Below are 16,494 nucleotides of genomic sequence, written 5' to 3'. Positions count from 1 at the left end.
TCCTTGAGCGAGCGCGATACGCCGGGTGTGGTGGCCCCGCCGCCTCTAGTTTTTCTCGGCTTCCTGCTGGCCGGCTGGGGGCTGGGTCAGTTGATCGGCGAGCCCGGCCTGGGGCTGGAGACCACGCTTCGTCGCGGCCTGGCCTTCTCCCTGGTGCTGGGCGGACTGGTCGTCGAATGGGCGGCCGTGGCCAGCCTGCGCCGCCTGGGCACCCCGCCTGAGCCCTGGAAGACCACGACCGCCCTGGCGACCGGCGGCCTGTATGGGCTGAGCCGCAATCCGATCTATCTGGGCTTCACCCTGATCTACGTCGGTTTCGGCGTGGCGATGGACAGCCCCGTCGCGCTTGCCCTCATCTTCCCGTGCCTGATTGTCATCGACCGGTTCGTCATCGCGCGCGAAGAGGTCTATCTGGCGCGCAAGTTCGGTCCCGCCTGGACTGATTACGCTCAGAAGGTCCGCTGATGGCTGTGATCCCGCCCCCTGCGAATGCGGACGACGAACTGTCCGCCATGGCCATCGAGGAGCTGGACGCCGCCTGCGCCCTGCCGTGGCCCGACATCCGCCAGATCACGCCCTGGGGCGACAGTTTCACCGGCTTCGCCCCCTCGGGTCGCGAGGTCGAGATCGAGCGCCGCTACCTGTGGGCGCATGCGCCCGAGGGCGCCGTGGCCGTCGAGGTCGAGGTCCGCGACCCGACCGCCCGCACCGGCGCCGAGGCCCGCGCCCTGCTGACCGGCGCGGATTGAGAGTTTTGAGGAGACCGCCATGCGCCTGACCCTGTTCGCCTCTGTCATCGCCCTCGCCCTGCCGTCGGGCGCCCTGGCCCAGGACCTGCTGATCCGCGGCGGGACCATCCATACCGGCGTCGACGGCCAGGCCCCTGCCGAGGCGGTCCTGGTGCGCGACGGGCGCATCGCCTTCGTCGGCCGCCTCGCGGATGCGCCGGACGCCACGGGCGTCCAGGTGGTCGAGCTGAACGGCGCCACCCTGTTTCCCGGCTTCACCGACGGCCACGCCCATCTGGACGGGATCGGCTGGCGCGAAATGACGCTGAACCTTGAAGGCTCCGCCTCCGTGGCCGAGGCCATGGCCCGGCTGTCGGCCTGGGCCCAGGCGCATCCCGAGGGCGTCATCTCCGGGCGTGGCTGGATCGAGACCCACTGGCCGGAAGGCCGCTTCCTGACGGCCGCCGACCTGGACGCGGCGGCGCCGGGCCGGATCGTGCTGCTGGGCCGGGCGGACGGCCATGCGGTCGTGGCGTCCAGCGCCGCCCTGGCGGCCGCGAACATCGACGGCGACACACAGGCCCCGCCCGGCGGCGAGATCCTGAAGGACGCGCAGGGCCGGCCCACGGGCATGCTGGTCGACGCGGCGGAGCAGCTTGTCGCGGGCCTGATGCCTCAAGCCGACGAGGCCGCGACGCGCACCGCCTATGGCGAGGGCTTCAAGGTCTACGCCCGATACGGCTGGACGGGCGTGCACTTCATGTCCGCGCCCTGGAAGGACATTCCGCTGCTGGAGGCCATGGCCGAGGCCGGCCAGGCGCCGCTGCGGCTCTACAACAGCGTCACGCCCGACGGCGCTCGGGCGCTGTTCGCCTCTGGCCCGCGCAGCGTGGCGAACGGACGGGTCATCACCCGGGCGGTGAAGTTCTACGCCGACGGGGCGCTGGGATCGCGCGGCGCGGCCCTGTTCGATCCCTACACCGACCAGCCGGGCACGCGGGGCCTGATGCAGACCACCGAGGCCGAGGCTGTGCCGCTGTACGAGGCGGCGCTGCGTGCGGGCATCCAGATCGCCACCCACGCCATCGGGGACCGGGGCAATCGCGAGGTGGTGGACTGGTACGCCCGCGCCATGGCCGAGACGCCACGCGGCGAGTGGAAGGCCGCCGATCCGCGCTGGCGCATCGAGCACGCCCAGATCCTGCGGCCCAGCGACTATCACTGGTTCCACGACCTGCCGATCGTGGCCTCCATGCAGCCCAGCCACGCCATCGGCGACCTGCACTTCGCCCCCGCCCGCCTGGGCGACGCGCGGCTGGACGGGGCCTATGCCTGGAAGAGCCTCTCGGACCGCGGGGTCGTGGTGGTCGGCGGCTCTGACGCTCCGGTCGAGCGGGGCGATCCGCTGATCGAATTCTACGCCGCCGTCGCGCGGCGCGACCTGCAGGGCTTCCAGGGCCCCGACTGGCGGCCTCAGGAGGCGGTGTCGCGCGAGACGGCGCTCAAGATGTTCACCCTGTGGCCGGCCTGGGCCTCGTTCCGCGAGGACGAGCTGGGCACGATCGAGCCGGGCAAGCGCGCCGACTTCACCGCCTTCGACGTCGACCTGATGACCGCGCCCGAGGCCGACATTCCCAAGGGCAAGGCTGTGCTGACGGTGGTGGACGGCGAAATCGTGTTCGACGGACGTTGAGGCCACGCGTTGCGGCCGTGAGCCGCTTCGTCTAATCCGACGCTCGATTTCCGCCGCCTGTTTGGGGAGCGCCCGATGGCTCAGTTTGGTCCGCGTCTGGTCACCGTCTTCGGCGGTTCGGGCTTCATCGGCTCGCAGGCCGTGCGCGCCCTGGCGCGTCGCGGCTGGCGCGTGCGGGTGGCGGTGCGCAAGCCGACCACCGCCAACGAGCTTCAGCCGCTGGGCGACGTGGGCCAGATCCAGCTGATGCGCTGCGACATCGGCAACCCCCAGGACGTGGCGCGCGCCGTCGCCGGCGCCGACGCCGTGGTCAATCTGGTCGGCGTGCTGTTCGAGAACGGCAAGCGGTCCTTTGACGCCATGCACGTGGACGCGGCGCGGTCGGCGGCCGAAGCCGCCAAGGCCGCGGGCGTGACCCGTTTCGTGCAGATGTCGGCCATCGGCGCCGATGAGAACAGCCCGGCCGCCTACGGCCGCTCCAAGGCCGGGGGCGAGGCCGCCGTGCGCGCCGTCTATCCCGACGCCGTGATCCTGCGCCCGTCGATCGTCTTCGGCGCCGGCGACGACTTCCTGAACCGGTTCGCCGCCATGGCCAGCCTGGCGCCGGCCCTGCCGCTGATCGGCGGCGGCCAGACGAAGTTCCAGCCGGTCTATGTCGGCGACGTGGCCGAAGCCATCGCCCGCGCCGTGGTCGAACCCGCCGCGGCCGGCCGCACCTTCGAGCTGGGCGGCCCGGCTGTCCTGACGTTTGAAGAGGTGCTGAAGCTGATCCTGCGCGAGACGAACCGCACGCGCGGCCTGATCCCGCTGCCCTTCCCGATCGCTCGCGCCATGGGCTCAGCCCTGCAAATGGCGGCCCTGTTCGGCATCGCTCCGCCGCTGACCCGCGATCAGGTGCTGATGCTGGAGCGCGACAACGTCGTGGCCAACGGCGCCGAGGGTCTGAACGAGCTGGGTCTGCAGCCCACCGGCCTGGAGGCCATCGCGCCGTCCTACCTGTGGCGTTACCGCAAGGGCGGGCAGTTCGCCGAAAAGCCCGCCCTCTGAGGTCCGATCAGCGGGCCGCGATCTCGCGGTCCAGCTTTTCGATCAGGGCTGCATAGGTTTCGGCCGCGCGCGCCACCGTGGCCGGCTTGACGGCCTCCATCGTGTCTTCGGCCGAGTGGATCACGCGGAAGACCTGGGGCGTGAAGCCTTCGGCCAGGCCGTTGTTCTCGCCGCCATTGAAGGCCAGCCACATCTGGTGGGCGCCGACCTCGTCCTGGAAGCCCAGCGACACCACCGGCGCGCCGGCCGCAGTGAAGGCCCGGTCGTCGGACGGCGGATAGACGGGGAAGCCCACGCACTGCATCGCCCGCTCGGCGCACAGCTCCTGCACCGCCCGCGTGACGAAGGCCGAGGGCGCGCCGTTGTTCTGGCCGTACATCATCGTGTCGCCATAGGCGGCGACGTCGGAGTTCACCACCGCCGCGACATTGGCGATCCCGTGCGCCTCGATCCACTTGCGCGCGCCAACCAGGCCCAGCTCTTCCTGGTCGAACAGGATGACCCGCACGCGGTGGTTCAGGGCCTTGTCCTTGAGCAGACGCGCCGCCTCGATGACGCCGACGACCGAGGCCGCGTTGTCCACCACCCCATGGGCCAGCGACCCGTCGCGCAGCTTCACCGCGTCGTAGTGGGCGGTGATCAGGATTTCCTTTGCGCCCTCGGGGCCGAAGACGGCGACGACGTTGCGCCCCTCCATCGGCCCGGTCTGGCGGCCCCCGCCCTCGAAGGTCTCGACCACGGGCTCGAAGCCGGCCGCGCGCAGCTGCTCGACCACGACCTGGGTGCGGGCCTCGTTCGTCGGCAGCACATAGGCGGCGACGGCGGCGCGCAGGGTTTTAGGCGAAGCCGTTTGAGCCGACGCCGGCTGAGCGGCGAGCATCAGGGCGGCGACAGCGCCGAGCGTGCGGAACATCATGGGTTAGGCCCCTCCAAAGGTCAGGGGCCTTGGCTAGCCGATCAGCTCTTGAGCCGCCAGCCCGAGCGGAACACCGCCCAGCAGGCCCAGCCCATGACCAGCGTCAGGCCCAGGCTCATGGCCATGCCGATCACGACCGAGCCCTCCGCATGGCCGATGAAGCCGGCGCGGAAGCCGTCGATCAGATAGAAGAAGGGGTTGAACCGGCTGAGCGTCGAGAAGGGCTCCGGCAGATTGTCGACCAGATAGAAGGCCCCCGACAGGAAGGTCATGGGCAGGACGACGAAGTTCTGAACCGCGGCCAGCTGGTCGAACTTCTCGGCCCATAGGCCCGCCATTACGCCGATCATGCCCATCAGCAGGGACGCGATCAGGCCGTAGAACAGGATCAGCCCCAGGTTGGCGACGCCCATCCGGGCGAAGGGCAGGACGCAGATCGCCGTCACCAGGCCGACCGCCACGCCGCGCGTCGCAGCCCCCAGGGTGAAGCCCAGCGTCAGCTCCAGCGGGCTGAGCGGCGGAGTCAGGAAGTCCGTTGACGTACCCATGATCTTGGCCTGGATCAGGCTGGACGAGGAGTTGGCGAAGGCGTTGTTCAGGATCGCCATCATGATCAGACCCGGCGCCACGAACTCGGCGAAGGGCGTGCCGTGCAGCGGTGGCCGCGCGCCTTGGAGCGCCACCACGAAGACCAGCATATAGAGCAGGGTCGTGACCACCGGCGCCGCCACCGTCTGGGCACCGACCTTCCAGAAGCGCCGCACCTCGCGCAGATACAGGGTCTGCACCCCGACCCAGTTGATCCCGTCGTAACGGCGGGGTTGCGGCAGGCCGGAGGGGCGGGTGGAGGCGAGATCGGTCATGGCGTCGCAGATGACCCCTTCGGAAGCTGTGCGCAAGTTCGTCCCGAAACGAATCAACATCTGGTTTCTGTGGACAGCGCAATTCGCACATATTGCGCTCTTTAAGGTCTGCTTTACGATTAGTGGTGGGTCGAGCCTCTCGGAGGAAGGGCTCGCACCAAATGTTGAATCACCACCCGGAGGGCAGGCCCATGACCGCAGGCTGGACTGAAGACCGCGTCGGCGCGCTGAAGAAGCTGTGGCTTGAAGGCCAATCGGCTAGCCAGATCGCCAAACAGCTGGGCGGCGGCGTCACCCGCAACGCCGTTATCGGCAAGGTGCACCGCCTGGGTCTGTCGGGCCGCGCCGCCCCGTCGCAGCCGGCTCGCGCCACCTTCAAGACCGCACGTCCCCGCCCGGCCGTCGCCACCCCGACCCAGGCGCCGTCCGCCCCGCGCCGCATCGAGGCCGTACAGCCCCGCGCCGCCCAGCCCGTCGCCCCGACGCCGGCCCAGACCCCTGAACTGCCCGGCACCGCCACTGTGCTGACGCTCGGCGCTCACATGTGCAAATGGCCGATCGGCGACCCGTCGTCGCGCGAGTTCAGCTTCTGCGGCCGTCGCGCCTCGGAAGGCGTCTATTGCGTCGAGCACGCCCGCGTCGCCTACCAACCCCAGATCCGCAAGGGCGCCAAGGACGGCGGCTCCGATCTGGCCCGCAGTCTGCGCAGATATATCTAGGGCGCTACGTTCGCGACGCGGTCGCTCACGACTTGAGTGGTCGCTGCGCGCTTAAGCAGCCTATGCCGCGCGATAGGCGGTAGCGCCAACAAGAATGCGGGGTCATCGCCCCGTCACAGATGCTCTCTAAAGGGCCGCCTTCCTCCTCGCCGGCTCGCGCAAGCAGCCGGCGAGATGCCAGGGGGCGGGGCTGCGGTTATCCGGGTTGACGCAGCCCCGACCTGACCTGAGATCAGCACTCGTTGTAGAATTCCGTATGAGTGAAGAGAGTAAGTCCGCCCTCGCGATAGGTGCTCAGGTCGCAGTAGCGAACCTCGAAGCCAAAGACCTGATCTGCGCCGTCGGTGAAGTAGACGACTTGATCGATCGGCTTGTGGTGCGGGATGTTCCAGTTCGCTGTCGCCGCTAGTGCGGAGCTACCCAGCATGACCGTAACCGCCGCGCCGACGGCGATGGATTTGACGCTCTTCATAATCAACCTCCCAATAAGAGACTTGATAAGATCGGCAATCTTCAGTTGAGTCAAATCTAGTTCAGCAGCCGCTTCGGATCCGGCACGTCCAGGCTGAAGGCCGGGATCTGCGCTTCGAAGGCGCGGCCGCGGTCGTCCGTCATGTAATAGGCGCCGACCATGGTCCCTGACGCCGTGCCCAAGGGGCAGCCCGAGGCGTAGGCATAGGCCTCGCCCGGCGCGATCACCGGCTGTTCGCCCACTACGCCCGGCCCGCGCACCTCCTCCACGTGGCCGGTCGCGTCGGTGATCGTCCAGCGCCGGGCCAACAACTGCACCGGGCCTGTGGTCAGGTTCACGATCTCGACCTGATAGGCCCAGACCCAGCGACCGCCGTCCGGGTCCGACTGGCCCGCCAGATAGCTGGGGCGCACGCGGACCACGATTCCGTCGGTTTCGGCGCTATAGGCAGGAGCGTCATGCATGGGCTATAGGCTGACCCCGCCGGGCTTCAGGCGCAAGCGCGACCGCTTGTCCTCGAGGCCCATTCTCGACCGCCGGGCGGGGCGACGCGTACGAGACAGGACGGCATGAGCCATATCGACCTTTCCGACCGCACGGGCATCCTGCCGTGCCAGTCGATCGAAGCCCTGATCGCCGGCGGCGCGATCACCACCGACACGCCTTTTGATCTCGACCAAGTGCAGCCGGCCAGCCTGGACCTGCGCCTGTCCGATCAGGCTTGGCGTGTGCGCGCCTCCTTCCTGCCCGGTCAGCGCCTGGTGGCGGACCGCATCGCCGACGTGGCCATGCACGCCATCGATCTGTCGGGCGGCTATGTGCTGGAGAAGGGCTGCGTCTACATCGCCCGCCTGCAGGAGCGGCTGAGCCTGCCGCCCGGCCTGATCGCCCGCGCCAATCCCAAGAGCTCAACCGGTCGTGTCGATGTCTTCGTGCGCCTGCTGACCGATCGCGGCGCCAGTTTCGACGACGTGGACGCGGGCTATGAGGGCCCGCTGTATCTCGAGATCGCGCCCCAGACCTTCTCCATCCTGGTGCGGCCGGGCACGCGGCTGAACCAGCTGCGCCTCAAGGCCGGCGAGCCGCCGAAGCTCGAGACCCGCTCGGTCGGCGTCGACCTGCAGGGCGGGGACATCGTGGGTTTCCGCGGTCGTCGCCACGCCGGGGTGGTCGATCTGGACCACATCGACGGCCACGACCCGCGCGACTTCTGGGAGCCGCTGAGCCTGCGTCGGGGCGAGCTGCTGCTGGATCCGGGCGAGTTCTACATTCTGGCGTCGTCGGACGATGTCGAAATTCCGGTCGATCAGGCCGCAGAGATGACGCCGATCGATCCGTCGGTCGGGGAGTTCCGGGTCCACTACGCCGGCTTCTTCGACCCTGGCTTCGGCACCGACGAGGCCCACGGCGCGGGCTCAAAGGGCGTGCTGGAGGTCCGCACCCACGACACGCCTTTCCTCTTGGAGCACGGCCAGATCGTGGCGCGGCTGGTCTATGAGCCCCTGACCGAGCGGCCGACCCGCCTGTACGGCGAAGGCGGCAGCCATTACCAGCGACAGGGCCTGAAGCTGTCGAAACACTTCAAGCCCTGGTGATCCGGGCCGCCTAAAACCCCTGAGCGCGGGCCAGGCGTTCGGCGTGGAAGTGGGCGTCGCCCAGCAGTTCGTTCAGGACGCGCACGCGTTTCATGAACAGGCCGACGTCGAACTCGTCGGTCATGCCTACGCCGCCGTGCATCTGCACCGCCTCCTGAACCGCCAGTTCGGCGACGCGGCCGGCCTTGGCCTTGGCGACCGAGGCGGCCAGAGAGGTGTCTTCGCGCCCGGCGTCGATGGCCTGAAGCGCGGCCAGGGTCGCCGCCCTGGCCAGCTCGAGCTCGGTGAACAGGTGGGCGGCGCGGTGCTGCAGCGCCTGGAACTCGCCGATCAGCTTTCCGAACTGCTTGCGGGTGCGCAGATACTCCAGCGTGACCTTGAAGGCCTGATCGCCGGCGCCGACCAGGGTCGAGGCGGCGCAGGCGCGGCCAAGCGACAGAGCCTGTTCCAGCACCGCCTCGCCCCCGCCAACCGCGCCGATCACGGCGCCGGCGTCGACCTCGACGCCCGACAGGGTCACCCGCGCGGCGTTATGGGCGTCGACCATGACCGTCCGCTCGCGGCTCACGCCCGCCATCGCCGGATCGACCAGAAAGAGCGTCAGCCCCTCCTCGGTCTGGGCCGCGACGATCAGGGTGTCGGCGACATGGCCGTCCAGGACGAAGCTCTTGGCTCCGTCCAGGCGAAAGCCGTTGCCCGACCGTTCGGCTCGCGTGGTGATGCGGGCCGGCGCGTGCTTGGGGCCTTCGTCCATGGCAAGGGCGACGATGGCCTCGCCGCCTGCGATCCGGCCCAGCCATTGCCGCTGGCTCTCGTCGCCGCTCTTGAGCACCGTGGCCGACAGAACCGCCGATCCGAAGAAGGGCGAGGGCGTCAGGGTGCGCCCTAGGCTCTCGGCGATCACGCCCGCCTCAACTGCGCCAAGGCCCAGGCCGCCGTCGGCCTCGTCGATCAGCACCCCGGCGAAACCCATCTCTCCGAACGACCGCCACAAGTCACGCGACACGCCGTCGGGATCGCGTTCGTCACGCAGTTTGCGCAGGTGGGCGATGGGGGCGTTGTCGTTCAGAAAGCCGTCGGCGGCTTCCTGAAGCATCGTCTGTTCTTCCGTCAGGATCAGGGGCATGGGCTCAGGCTCCCGGCAGCTGAAGCAGGTGTTTGGCGATGATGTTCAGCTGAACCTCTGACGTGCCGCCTTCGATGGAGTTGGCCTTGGTGCGCAGCCAGTCGCGGGCGGCCTGGCCGTCCTTGGACCGCTCGCCCTCCCACTCCAGCGCCTCCGATCCGCCGGCCGCCATGACCAGTTCGTGGCGCCGCTTGTTCAGCTCCGAGCCGTAGTATTTCAGCATGGAGGCGATGGCGGGATGGGCCTGTTTGGCCTTCACCTGGTCGCCGACGCGCTCCATGGCCAGGCGGAAGGCGGCGGCGTCGATGTCCAGTTCGGCGATCCGGGCGCGCAGCATGGGCTCGTCCAGCCGGCCGGCCTCATCCAGGCCGACGCTTTCGGCCGCGACCTGGCCCAGCGGGCGGCCAACGCCCGCGTCGCCCATGGCGCCGATCATGGTCCGCTCGTGCGCCAGCAGGTGTTTGGCGACATCCCAGCCGCGGTTCAGCGTGCCGACGAGATTCTCCTTCTCGACCCGCACGTCGTCGAAGAAGGTCTCGCAGAAGGGCGACTTGCCGCTGATCAGGGTGATCGGGCGGGTGGTCACGCCGGGCGTGGCCATGTCGAACAGCACGAAAGAGATGCCCAGGTGCTTCGGCGCGTCCGGGTCCGTCCGCACCAGGCAAAAGATCCAGTCGGCCTTGTCGGCGTAGGAGGTCCAGATCTTCTGACCGTTGACGATCCAGTGGTCGCCGCGATCCTCGGCTCGCGTCTGGATGGCGGCGAGGTCAGACCCGGCGCCGGGTTCGGAATAGCCCTGGCACCAGCGGATTTCGCCCCGCACGATCTCGGGCAGGAAGCGCTTCTTCTGCTCTTCCGTGCCGAAGGCCAGCAGCGCCGGGCCCAGCATCCAGACGCCGAAGCTGTACAGCGGGGGCTGAGCCTGGATGCGGCGCATCTCGGACGCCAGAACCTTGGCCTCTTCGCGGCTCAGCCCGCCGCCTCCGTACTCGGCCGGCCATTCCGGCGCGGTCCAGCCGCGCTCGGCCATCCGGTCCAGCCAGACCTTGTGCGCGGGCGTGGGGAAGGCGGCGTCTCGGCCGCCCCAGACCATGTCGCCCTCGCCCTTCAGAGGGCCTCGGCATTCGGGCGGACAGTTGGCTTCGAGCCAGGCGCGGGTTTGGGTGCGGAAGGCGTCAAGGTCGCTCATGACCTGACGCTAGAGCGTTTTGAATAAGGACGTAAAGCCCCCTCCGCTCGGGCGAAGGGGGCTTTACACGGACCTTAGTTCGCGGCTCCGGCGGTCACCGTTGCGCGCCAGGCGGTTTCCGGACGCAGGTACTTCTGGGCCAAGGCCTGCAGATCGGCCGCCGTCACCGCTTCGAGGTCGGCGACGTGGCTGCGAATGTCGTCCACCGAGGCGGGCTTGCGGTGCAGGCCCGACAGTTGCCCCAGCCAATAGCCGTTGTCGGCCTGCTGACGGCGAAGTTGCTCGACCGCCGGGCGGCGCGCTCGGTTCAGTTCGTCGTCGCTGATCGGATTGTCGCGCAGATCGGCCGCGATCGTGTCCAGGGCTTCGTACAGGCGCGCGATGTCCTCGGGCTTGACCTCGGCCGTGGCGGAGATCGAGCCGTAGCCTCGGAAGGTGTTGGATGAAGCAGCGCTCGAACGGGGCGCATAGGCGATGGCCAGCTTCTCGCGGATTTCCTCGTTGAGCCGCAGCTGCAGGACATCCGACAGGATGGAGAGCTGACGCGCCTCGGTGCGGTCGTCGACCGAGTCGGTGGTCGGCCAGGCGACGTAGGCGAGGGCCTGGTCGGCCTGGCCGGCATGGGTCAGGCGAACCGGTTCGGTCGTCGGCGCAGGGAAGCGACGCTGGTCGGCGCCGGGAAGCGGCGCGGCCAGTTCGGGACGAGCGGGCAGGGCGCCGAAGGTCTTGGACACGGCGTCCACGGCGGCGTCGACGGTCACGTCACCGACGACGGTTATGTCGATCGGGCCGGTGGCGGTCCCAGCCAGGACAGCGGCGCGCAAATCCTCGATGGTCATGGCCGCGACCTCTTCGACGGTCGGGGTGGCGTCGCGCTTGTCGCCGCTGGCCAGAAGCTCGCCGGCGCGCAGGCCGAAGGCGCCGCCCGGCGTCGATCCGGCCTGAGCCAAGATTTGCGGAAACAGCGACTTGATCTGCTGGAACGGCGCGGCGCGTAGGCCCGGATCGGTCAGGCTGGCGGTGAGGATCTGCATCTGCAGCTCCAGGTCCTCGGGGCGCGTGGCGCCGGAGAAGCTGTAGGCGTCGGTCCCCTGGCTGACGCCGCGGCTGTAAATGCGGCCGGCCAGCACGCGGTTCATCTCGTCGACCGTCAGCTTGCCCAGGCCGCCGGGCGCCATGACGGCGTCGGCCAGGGAGGCGGTGGTGACGCGATCGGTCGGCAGGCCCATCTCGCCGACCCCGGTCTGGACGTTGATGAGGATCTGCTGGTCGCGGAAGTCGGTCGGCTTGACGATCAGGCGCACGCCGTTGGGGAAGCTGACCTGGGTCACGCCCAGATCGGCGATCTCGCTGCGCGGACCGGCGACGCCGGCCGTGCCGAAGTCGGCGTAGGGCCATTCCAGGGCGGCTTGGGCAGCCGGGGCCGCGACCGTTGTTTCACGCGAGGCGTTCAGGGCGTCGGTGACGGCCTGCTCGCCGCCCTCGACGGCGACCGGCGAGGTGAACAGCACCAGCGGGCCCTGGCCGGCGAAGACTTCGCGCGCGGCGGCTGTGACCTGCTCAGCGGTCAGGCCTTCGACGGCGCGGTTGAACAGGGCCAGGTTCTCAGCGGGGGTGGTGAAGACGCGGTCGTCATTGACCGCGCCCAGCAGAGCGTTGGCCAGGGCCGGCGTCGAGCGGGTGGCCGCCGAGGCGACGGCGGTCTCCAGACCCGCGCGGTTGGCGGTGATCTCACGATCCAGCTCGGCCTGGGTCACGCCGTACTGGACCAGGCGGCGCTGCTCCTGTTCGGCGCGCTCCAAGGCCGGTTGCCATTCGCCCGGATTGAAGGCGACGCCGAGGACACCGATGTCCAGGCTGTTGAAGAGCTGCTGATAGCTGCCGCTGGCGCCGAGGAACGGCGGATTGTCCGCGCGCGCGATCTCGCCCAGACGGCGGTTCAGCACGGCCAGGCCCAGGCTGCGGCGGATGCTTTGCAGGCGTTTCTCTGTCGTGTCGGGGCTGAGGTCGGGGTTCTTGATCCAGTTCAGCTGGATCGAGGACTGCACGCCCGGCTCGACCTGAATCGCGGTTTCGGGTTCGCGCGGCTGCACGGCGCCCAGATCCGGCTCCGGGCCGTCGGCGGCCTTTGCGGACCAGTCGGCGAAGGTCGAGCGGACCTTGGCCTCCATGGCGTCGACGTCGAAGTCGCCGGCCATGATCAGGGTGGCGCGCGACGGGCGGTAATAGGCGTCGTAGAATTCGACGAAGCGTTCGCGCGGCGCGTTGCGGATCACCTCCAGGTCGCCGATCGGCAGGCGCTGCGACAGGCGCTGGCCGGGGGCCAGAAGACCCAGCTGAGCCTTCAGCACGCGCAGCTGCGGGGTGTTGCGTGTGCGCTCCTCACCGACGATCACGCCGCGCTCGGCGTCGATTGACGCGCCGTCCATGAGGGCGTCGCCCATCATTTCGCGCAGGATGGTCAGGCTGGTGTCGACCGTCTCTTCATTGGTGTTGGGCAGTTCGAGCATATAGGCGGTCTGCTCGAAGCTGGTGAAGGCGTTGGTGTCGGCGCCGAAGGCCAGGCCCAGACGCTCCAGGATGCGCAGCATCTCGGTTTCGGGAATGTTCTTGGTGCCGTTGAACACCATGTGTTCGGCGAAGTGGGCCAGACCCAGCTGGTCCTCGTTCTCCATCAGCGAGCCGGCGTCGATGCGCAGACGGATCGACGCCTGGCCGGGCGGCGTGGCGTTGCGCATCAGGGCGTAGCGCATGCCGTTGGGCAGCTGGCCGAAGCGCACGGCCGGATCGGCCGGCACGTCGCTGGCGGCCTGGGCCCAAGGGGAGGAGGGCTGGACCTCTTGAGCCACGACGGCGGCGGGGGTTTCGGCTGCGACGGGCGCGCCCAGACCAACCGACAGCAGGGCCGCGCCCGAAGCGGCGGCCAGAAGAAGACGACGTGCGGATCGCATTTTCAGAGACTCCGGCCCGGCATTCGGGCGCATCAGGATCAAGATGACGCGACCCTGTCGCCGCGCCCCCGGGTTGCAACCTCGGCGGGCGAACGGCGTGTCTCAAGTTACCGATATGTAATGCGGCGATTCGCCCTCGGCCTACTGGCCCCCGGGACGCGACACGTAGAAGGTCGCGGCGTTGCCCGTGGCGTTGGCGCCCACGACCGTGGCGCGGCCCGAGACGCCGACTGTGGCGGTGGTGCGGGCGCTGACGTCGCCCTGGTTGACCTGGCTGTTTGTCGCGTTGACCTGTCCGCCGCAGTCCGAACAGGCGTAGCCGGTCACCGAATTGCCCACGGCGTCGGCGCCGATATAGGCGTCATAACCGCGGCCGCCCTGGAATTCCGTCACCACATCCACGCCGCCGGTGTTGAACTGGCTGTTCTCGATCTCGACGAAGATGTCGTTGTTTCCGACGGTCACTTCGTTGCCGACCCCCTGAGCGTGGGCCGTGGCCCGGCCGTAGTCGAAGGCCGTCACCGTCGCCGCCGAACGGACGTAGGAGTCGTTGGTCTGATCGACATAGGCCAGCTGGGAGCCGCCTTGATTGGTGTTGTGCACGCGGTTGGCGGCGGCGCGCGCGCGCGCGGCGATGTCCCACGCGTTGCCGGCGTTCATGCTGGAGTCGGCCTCGATCACCTGGCCTGCGGAGTACTGGCCGATGATCAGGTTCTGATGCGAGGTCGAGCCTGTGGTCGTGGTCACAGCGTTGCCGACCGCCTGAGCGTAGCCTTCGGCTTGGCCAGGGACGTACTGGCCGGCCAGGCGAACGGACGAGCGCACGTCGCCCTCGGTGCGCTGATCGACGGAGCCGACGACCTGAGCCGCCGAGCCGCCCATCGTGGCGTTGTTTCCAAAGGCGTGGGCCTGCAGGTCGCCGCCGCCGATCAGGCGCGCATCTTCCCGCGTCACCAGGGTGCGGGCGGTCACGTCGCCGGAGGTCAGCTGTTCGGCCGCGACATCGGCGCGGGCGCTGTACACGCCGACGGACAGTTCCGAACCTTGCGCCTGGGTCACGGCCGTGACGCGACCGTCGGTGTCGCCGCGCAGGGTCAGGGTAGTGTCGGCCGAAACGTCGCCGCGGGTCTCCTGCGTCGAGGTCAGGTCTAGGTTCTGCCCTTCGGCGGCGCCCGACAAGGCCGTGCCTCGCGCATTGCTGGTGGTCGTCACCTGTTGCGAGGCGTCGACCACATCCAGCGTCACCCCGGCGACGACGTCGCCGAGCTGCAGCTGATTGTTCAGGACGATGACGCCGCCCTGGCTTTGCGCGGACGCCTCAGTAGCGAGTGCGGCGCACAGCGCCGTCGCGGCGATCGTGCCAGCGAGACGGATCGGCGCGGGTCTGGCCATTGTTCACATCCGTATTGGGGTAGGCGGGGTAATAGCCGCCGGTCGGGCCATAGGTGTCGCGGAGCGGTTCATTGGCCGTGTCGAGGCAGATTTCGGGACCCGGGGCGCCGTACAGGTTGGCCATGAACTCGACCGAGGCCCGTTCGACCATGGCTCGCACCGCAAGCTGCGTAGGCTCCATGGCGCTGCCGCCAGCCGAGATGTCGAAGACGTTGCCGTTCAGGAAGTCGAACACGCCAGCCGAGATCTCGCGGCCGACGATCTGCTTCTGATAGGAGATGACGTCCACAACCTCGAGCGTCGTCGTCTGCACCAGGCGCAGGTCCATGGCGACGTTCATGACGAACACCTTGGCCTGGACCAAGCCCGAGCCGGGACGGTTGGTGTCGATCTCCCCCATGCCGGCGTCGAAGCCGCCCGAGCGGATGTTGTAGTTCACCTCGGTGACGCCGCCGACGATATAGAAGTCGGAACCCGGCACCTGGCCGGCCAGGATGCGGCGGTACTGCTGGTCCGAGGGACCGCCGGGGCCTTCGTCGCCGATCAGCTTGTTGTTGGCGTAGCGCAGCTCGAGCTCCGACACCGAGGTGTCATAGCGTTCGACCAGGCGCGCGCCCGCCTTGGCCAGGGCTGTCGAGGCCATCAGCGAAGCGCCGCCGGTGATCTGACGCCCGCCGTCGGCCGAGACCGTGCCGGTGTAGTCGCTGATCCGGCCCACCGCGATGCGCGGCGAGGGCAGATTGTAGCGGCGAGCATAGTCGGCCAGGCAGTACAGCGCGGTCGAATAAGGCGTGGGGTTGGCCGTCACCGGCGCATTGCCGATGGGCGAGGCGTACAGGCCCGACGGTCCAGCGGTCGCGCTGACGCAGCCGGACACCATCAGGGCCGCGCAGGCGGCGACGCCCGCCAGGCGGGTGGATCGAGCGATCATGGAAGCCTCAGGTTTCCGTTCAGAGACGTGCCGGCGGTCACGTTGCCGGTGTTCGTCTGCGTGGAGTTCACGATGACGGTGTTGTTGTTGCCCTGAACGACGACGTTCAGATTGTTGCCGATGGCCGTGGAGCCGCCGATGGTGGTCGAGCCGCCTTGGCCGGAGCCGGAATAGGACGAGCCCACGCCGCCCGTGGCTCGCGAATAGCTGGACGCGCCGCTCTGGATGATGCCGTCGACGATCAGGCGGTTGTTGTTGGCGTCGCGGGTCGAGCCGCTGGCCGGGCGCGCGGTGGTGTAGCGGGCCGCGCCGTATCCGGCCTGAAACTGGGCCGCGCCCGACGAGCCGGCCGACTGGGCCGACGCCGCGGCGGGCAGGGCCAGGCAGGCGGCCGTGGCTGTCGCAAGCAGGATTGCGGTGCGGGACATGGACTCTCCGACGACGCGAATTCGTTGATCAGGCGTAAAGCAACACGCGTGCCAATCTGACGACCACACCTTAAGAACCGCTTGAGATCAGGCGCTTTGGCCCGCATCTGTGGTCCATGCCCTGGTCCGAGAGCCGATTCGAACAGCCCGCGCCGCCGCCTGCTCCTCCGGAGCCGCCGCGCCGATCCGAGCCGATTCTGAACGCGCCGACCCTGCCTCTGCTGATCGCCCTGTCGATGGCGGCTCTCTATATGGGACAGACGCGCCTGCCCGATCAGGGCCTGGCCTGGGCGTTCCGGCCGGTGGATCTGATCGAGGGCCACTGGGTGACACTGTTCACTTCTATGCTGCTGCATGGAGGCTGGGCCCATGTCGCGATGAATGCGGTGGCGGCTCTGGCCTTCGGCGCGCCGGTCGCGCGGCTGCTGGGCCAGGACGCGCGCG

At 69.0% G+C, this 16,494-nt stretch carries 17 protein-coding genes (1 of these 17 running past the window's edge); 7 read left to right on the top strand and 10 right to left on the bottom strand.

Features of this window, described 5'->3' with window-relative positions:
- Window positions 1-3: 3 nt before the first annotated feature.
- The 4 genes from E4M01_RS01130 to E4M01_RS01115 all read left to right on the top strand — a co-directional run bounded on the left by E4M01_RS01130 (window position 4) and on the right by E4M01_RS01115 (window position 3,468).
- Window positions 4-465 (top strand): isoprenylcysteine carboxylmethyltransferase family protein, encoded by a 462-nt coding sequence (locus tag E4M01_RS01130; protein ID WP_135066895.1) that lies wholly within the window; start codon window positions 4-6, stop codon window positions 463-465.
- The gene (locus tag E4M01_RS01125; RefSeq protein WP_135066892.1) at window positions 465-749 is read left to right on the top strand and encodes a hypothetical protein; all 285 of its coding nucleotides are present in this window, start codon (window positions 465-467) and stop codon (window positions 747-749) included. The genes E4M01_RS01130 and E4M01_RS01125 overlap by 1 nt, the downstream gene beginning before the upstream one ends.
- Before the next feature lie 19 nt (window positions 750-768).
- On the top strand, window positions 769-2,421 hold the full coding sequence (locus E4M01_RS01120) for an amidohydrolase (RefSeq protein WP_135066889.1): 1,653 nt from the start codon (window positions 769-771) through the stop codon (window positions 2,419-2,421).
- Window positions 2,422-2,496: 75 nt separating this feature from the next.
- The gene (locus E4M01_RS01115; protein ID WP_135066886.1) at window positions 2,497-3,468 is read left to right on the top strand and encodes a complex I NDUFA9 subunit family protein; all 972 of its coding nucleotides are present in this window, start codon (window positions 2,497-2,499) and stop codon (window positions 3,466-3,468) included.
- 7 nt (window positions 3,469-3,475) lie between these two features.
- Here the strand turns inward: E4M01_RS01115 and E4M01_RS01110 are convergent, their stop codons facing one another.
- Both E4M01_RS01110 and E4M01_RS01105 read right to left on the bottom strand, forming a co-directional pair.
- Window positions 3,476-4,384, bottom strand: coding sequence for a M28 family metallopeptidase (locus E4M01_RS01110; protein WP_135066883.1), 909 nt, complete (start codon window positions 4,382-4,384; stop codon window positions 3,476-3,478).
- Window positions 4,385-4,425: 41 nt separating this feature from the next.
- Window positions 4,426-5,247 carry an ABC transporter permease gene (locus E4M01_RS01105; RefSeq protein ID WP_135066880.1) on the bottom strand — a complete coding sequence of 274 codons (822 nt, stop codon included), beginning with the start codon at window positions 5,245-5,247 and terminating at the stop codon, window positions 4,426-4,428.
- A 191-nt stretch (window positions 5,248-5,438) separates the two neighbouring features.
- On the opposite strand from E4M01_RS01105, the gene E4M01_RS01100 reads away from it, so the two are divergent.
- Window positions 5,439-5,966 (top strand): GcrA family cell cycle regulator, encoded by a 528-nt coding sequence (locus tag E4M01_RS01100; protein ID WP_135066877.1) that lies wholly within the window; start codon window positions 5,439-5,441, stop codon window positions 5,964-5,966.
- 232 nt (window positions 5,967-6,198) lie between these two features.
- Here the strand turns inward: E4M01_RS01100 and E4M01_RS01095 are convergent, their stop codons facing one another.
- Together E4M01_RS01095 and apaG are read right to left on the bottom strand one after the other, a co-directional pair.
- Window positions 6,199-6,438, bottom strand: a complete 240-nt coding sequence (locus E4M01_RS01095) for a hypothetical protein (RefSeq protein WP_135066874.1) — start codon at window positions 6,436-6,438, stop codon at window positions 6,199-6,201.
- Window positions 6,439-6,494: 56 nt separating this feature from the next.
- On the bottom strand, window positions 6,495-6,902 hold the full coding sequence (apaG, locus tag E4M01_RS01090; protein ID WP_135066871.1) for a Co2+/Mg2+ efflux protein ApaG: 408 nt from the start codon (window positions 6,900-6,902) through the stop codon (window positions 6,495-6,497).
- A gap of 105 nt (window positions 6,903-7,007) precedes the next feature.
- Between apaG and E4M01_RS01085 the strand changes: the two genes are divergently transcribed.
- The gene (locus E4M01_RS01085) at window positions 7,008-8,033 is read left to right on the top strand and encodes a 2'-deoxycytidine 5'-triphosphate deaminase (RefSeq protein WP_135066869.1); all 1,026 of its coding nucleotides are present in this window, start codon (window positions 7,008-7,010) and stop codon (window positions 8,031-8,033) included.
- A gap of 10 nt (window positions 8,034-8,043) precedes the next feature.
- Here E4M01_RS01085 and E4M01_RS01080 read toward each other — a convergent pair whose 3' ends face one another.
- From E4M01_RS01080 to hfaA, 6 genes are all read right to left on the bottom strand, one after another.
- Window positions 8,044-9,159: an acyl-CoA dehydrogenase family protein gene (locus E4M01_RS01080; protein ID WP_135066866.1), complete on the bottom strand. Its 1,116-nt coding sequence runs from the start codon at window positions 9,157-9,159 to the stop codon at window positions 8,044-8,046.
- A 4-nt stretch (window positions 9,160-9,163) separates the two neighbouring features.
- Window positions 9,164-10,348 carry an acyl-CoA dehydrogenase family protein gene (locus E4M01_RS01075; RefSeq protein ID WP_135066863.1) on the bottom strand — a complete coding sequence of 395 codons (1,185 nt, stop codon included), beginning with the start codon at window positions 10,346-10,348 and terminating at the stop codon, window positions 9,164-9,166.
- Between the two features lie 74 nt (window positions 10,349-10,422).
- Entirely contained in the window at window positions 10,423-13,299 is a 2,877-nt protein-coding gene (locus E4M01_RS01070) for a pitrilysin family protein (protein WP_135066843.1), read from the bottom strand.
- Between the two features lie 141 nt (window positions 13,300-13,440).
- Window positions 13,441-14,691: a holdfast anchor protein HfaD gene (gene hfaD / locus E4M01_RS01065; protein ID WP_135066840.1), complete on the bottom strand. Its 1,251-nt coding sequence runs from the start codon at window positions 14,689-14,691 to the stop codon at window positions 13,441-13,443.
- Complete coding sequence (gene hfaB / locus E4M01_RS01060) at window positions 14,618-15,622, bottom strand: holdfast anchoring protein HfaB (protein ID WP_135066837.1); 1,005 nt, start codon at window positions 15,620-15,622, stop codon at window positions 14,618-14,620. Before hfaB ends, hfaD begins: the two co-directional genes overlap by 74 nt.
- The gene (hfaA, locus tag E4M01_RS01055; protein ID WP_135066834.1) at window positions 15,619-16,050 is read right to left on the bottom strand and encodes a holdfast anchoring protein HfaA; all 432 of its coding nucleotides are present in this window, start codon (window positions 16,048-16,050) and stop codon (window positions 15,619-15,621) included. The genes hfaB and hfaA overlap by 4 nt, the downstream gene beginning before the upstream one ends.
- Before the next feature lie 116 nt (window positions 16,051-16,166).
- On the opposite strand from hfaA, the gene E4M01_RS01050 reads away from it, so the two are divergent.
- Window positions 16,167-16,494: the 5' end (the start) of a rhomboid family intramembrane serine protease gene (locus E4M01_RS01050; protein WP_135066831.1), read on the top strand. The gene runs 392 nt beyond the window's last position; 328 of the gene's 720 nt are visible here — the first part of the coding sequence; it begins with the start codon at window positions 16,167-16,169; its stop codon lies off the right edge, out of view.

This window comes from Brevundimonas sp. MF30-B, from assembly GCF_004683885.1.
Taxonomy (GTDB): domain Bacteria; phylum Pseudomonadota; class Alphaproteobacteria; order Caulobacterales; family Caulobacteraceae; genus Brevundimonas.
This window is presented reverse-complemented; position numbering and strand designations above follow the sequence as displayed.

What these genes read in the sequence shown, in the direction of transcription:
- hfaA (WP_135066834.1), bottom strand. Translation starts at nt 16,050, where the DNA reads ATGTCCCGCACCGCAATCCTGCTTGCGACAGCCACGGCCGCCTGCCTG.
- E4M01_RS01125 (WP_135066892.1), top strand. Translation starts at nt 465, where the DNA reads ATGGCTGTGATCCCGCCCCCTGCGAATGCGGACGACGAACTGTCCGCC.
- E4M01_RS01100 (WP_135066877.1), top strand. Translation starts at nt 5,439, where the DNA reads ATGACCGCAGGCTGGACTGAAGACCGCGTCGGCGCGCTGAAGAAGCTG.
- E4M01_RS01080 (WP_135066866.1), bottom strand. Translation starts at nt 9,159, where the DNA reads ATGCCCCTGATCCTGACGGAAGAACAGACGATGCTTCAGGAAGCCGCC.
- E4M01_RS01070 (WP_135066843.1), bottom strand. Translation starts at nt 13,299, where the DNA reads ATGCGATCCGCACGTCGTCTTCTTCTGGCCGCCGCTTCGGGCGCGGCC.
- E4M01_RS01095 (WP_135066874.1), bottom strand. Translation starts at nt 6,438, where the DNA reads ATGAAGAGCGTCAAATCCATCGCCGTCGGCGCGGCGGTTACGGTCATG.
- hfaB (WP_135066837.1), bottom strand. Translation starts at nt 15,622, where the DNA reads ATGATCGCTCGATCCACCCGCCTGGCGGGCGTCGCCGCCTGCGCGGCC.
- E4M01_RS01115 (WP_135066886.1), top strand. Translation starts at nt 2,497, where the DNA reads ATGGCTCAGTTTGGTCCGCGTCTGGTCACCGTCTTCGGCGGTTCGGGC.
- E4M01_RS01105 (WP_135066880.1), bottom strand. Translation starts at nt 5,247, where the DNA reads ATGACCGATCTCGCCTCCACCCGCCCCTCCGGCCTGCCGCAACCCCGC.
- hfaD (WP_135066840.1), bottom strand. Translation starts at nt 14,691, where the DNA reads ATGGCCAGACCCGCGCCGATCCGTCTCGCTGGCACGATCGCCGCGACG.
- E4M01_RS01120 (WP_135066889.1), top strand. Translation starts at nt 769, where the DNA reads ATGCGCCTGACCCTGTTCGCCTCTGTCATCGCCCTCGCCCTGCCGTCG.
- E4M01_RS01075 (WP_135066863.1), bottom strand. Translation starts at nt 10,348, where the DNA reads ATGAGCGACCTTGACGCCTTCCGCACCCAAACCCGCGCCTGGCTCGAA.
- E4M01_RS01110 (WP_135066883.1), bottom strand. Translation starts at nt 4,384, where the DNA reads ATGATGTTCCGCACGCTCGGCGCTGTCGCCGCCCTGATGCTCGCCGCT.
- E4M01_RS01085 (WP_135066869.1), top strand. Translation starts at nt 7,008, where the DNA reads ATGAGCCATATCGACCTTTCCGACCGCACGGGCATCCTGCCGTGCCAG.
- apaG (WP_135066871.1), bottom strand. Translation starts at nt 6,902, where the DNA reads ATGCATGACGCTCCTGCCTATAGCGCCGAAACCGACGGAATCGTGGTC.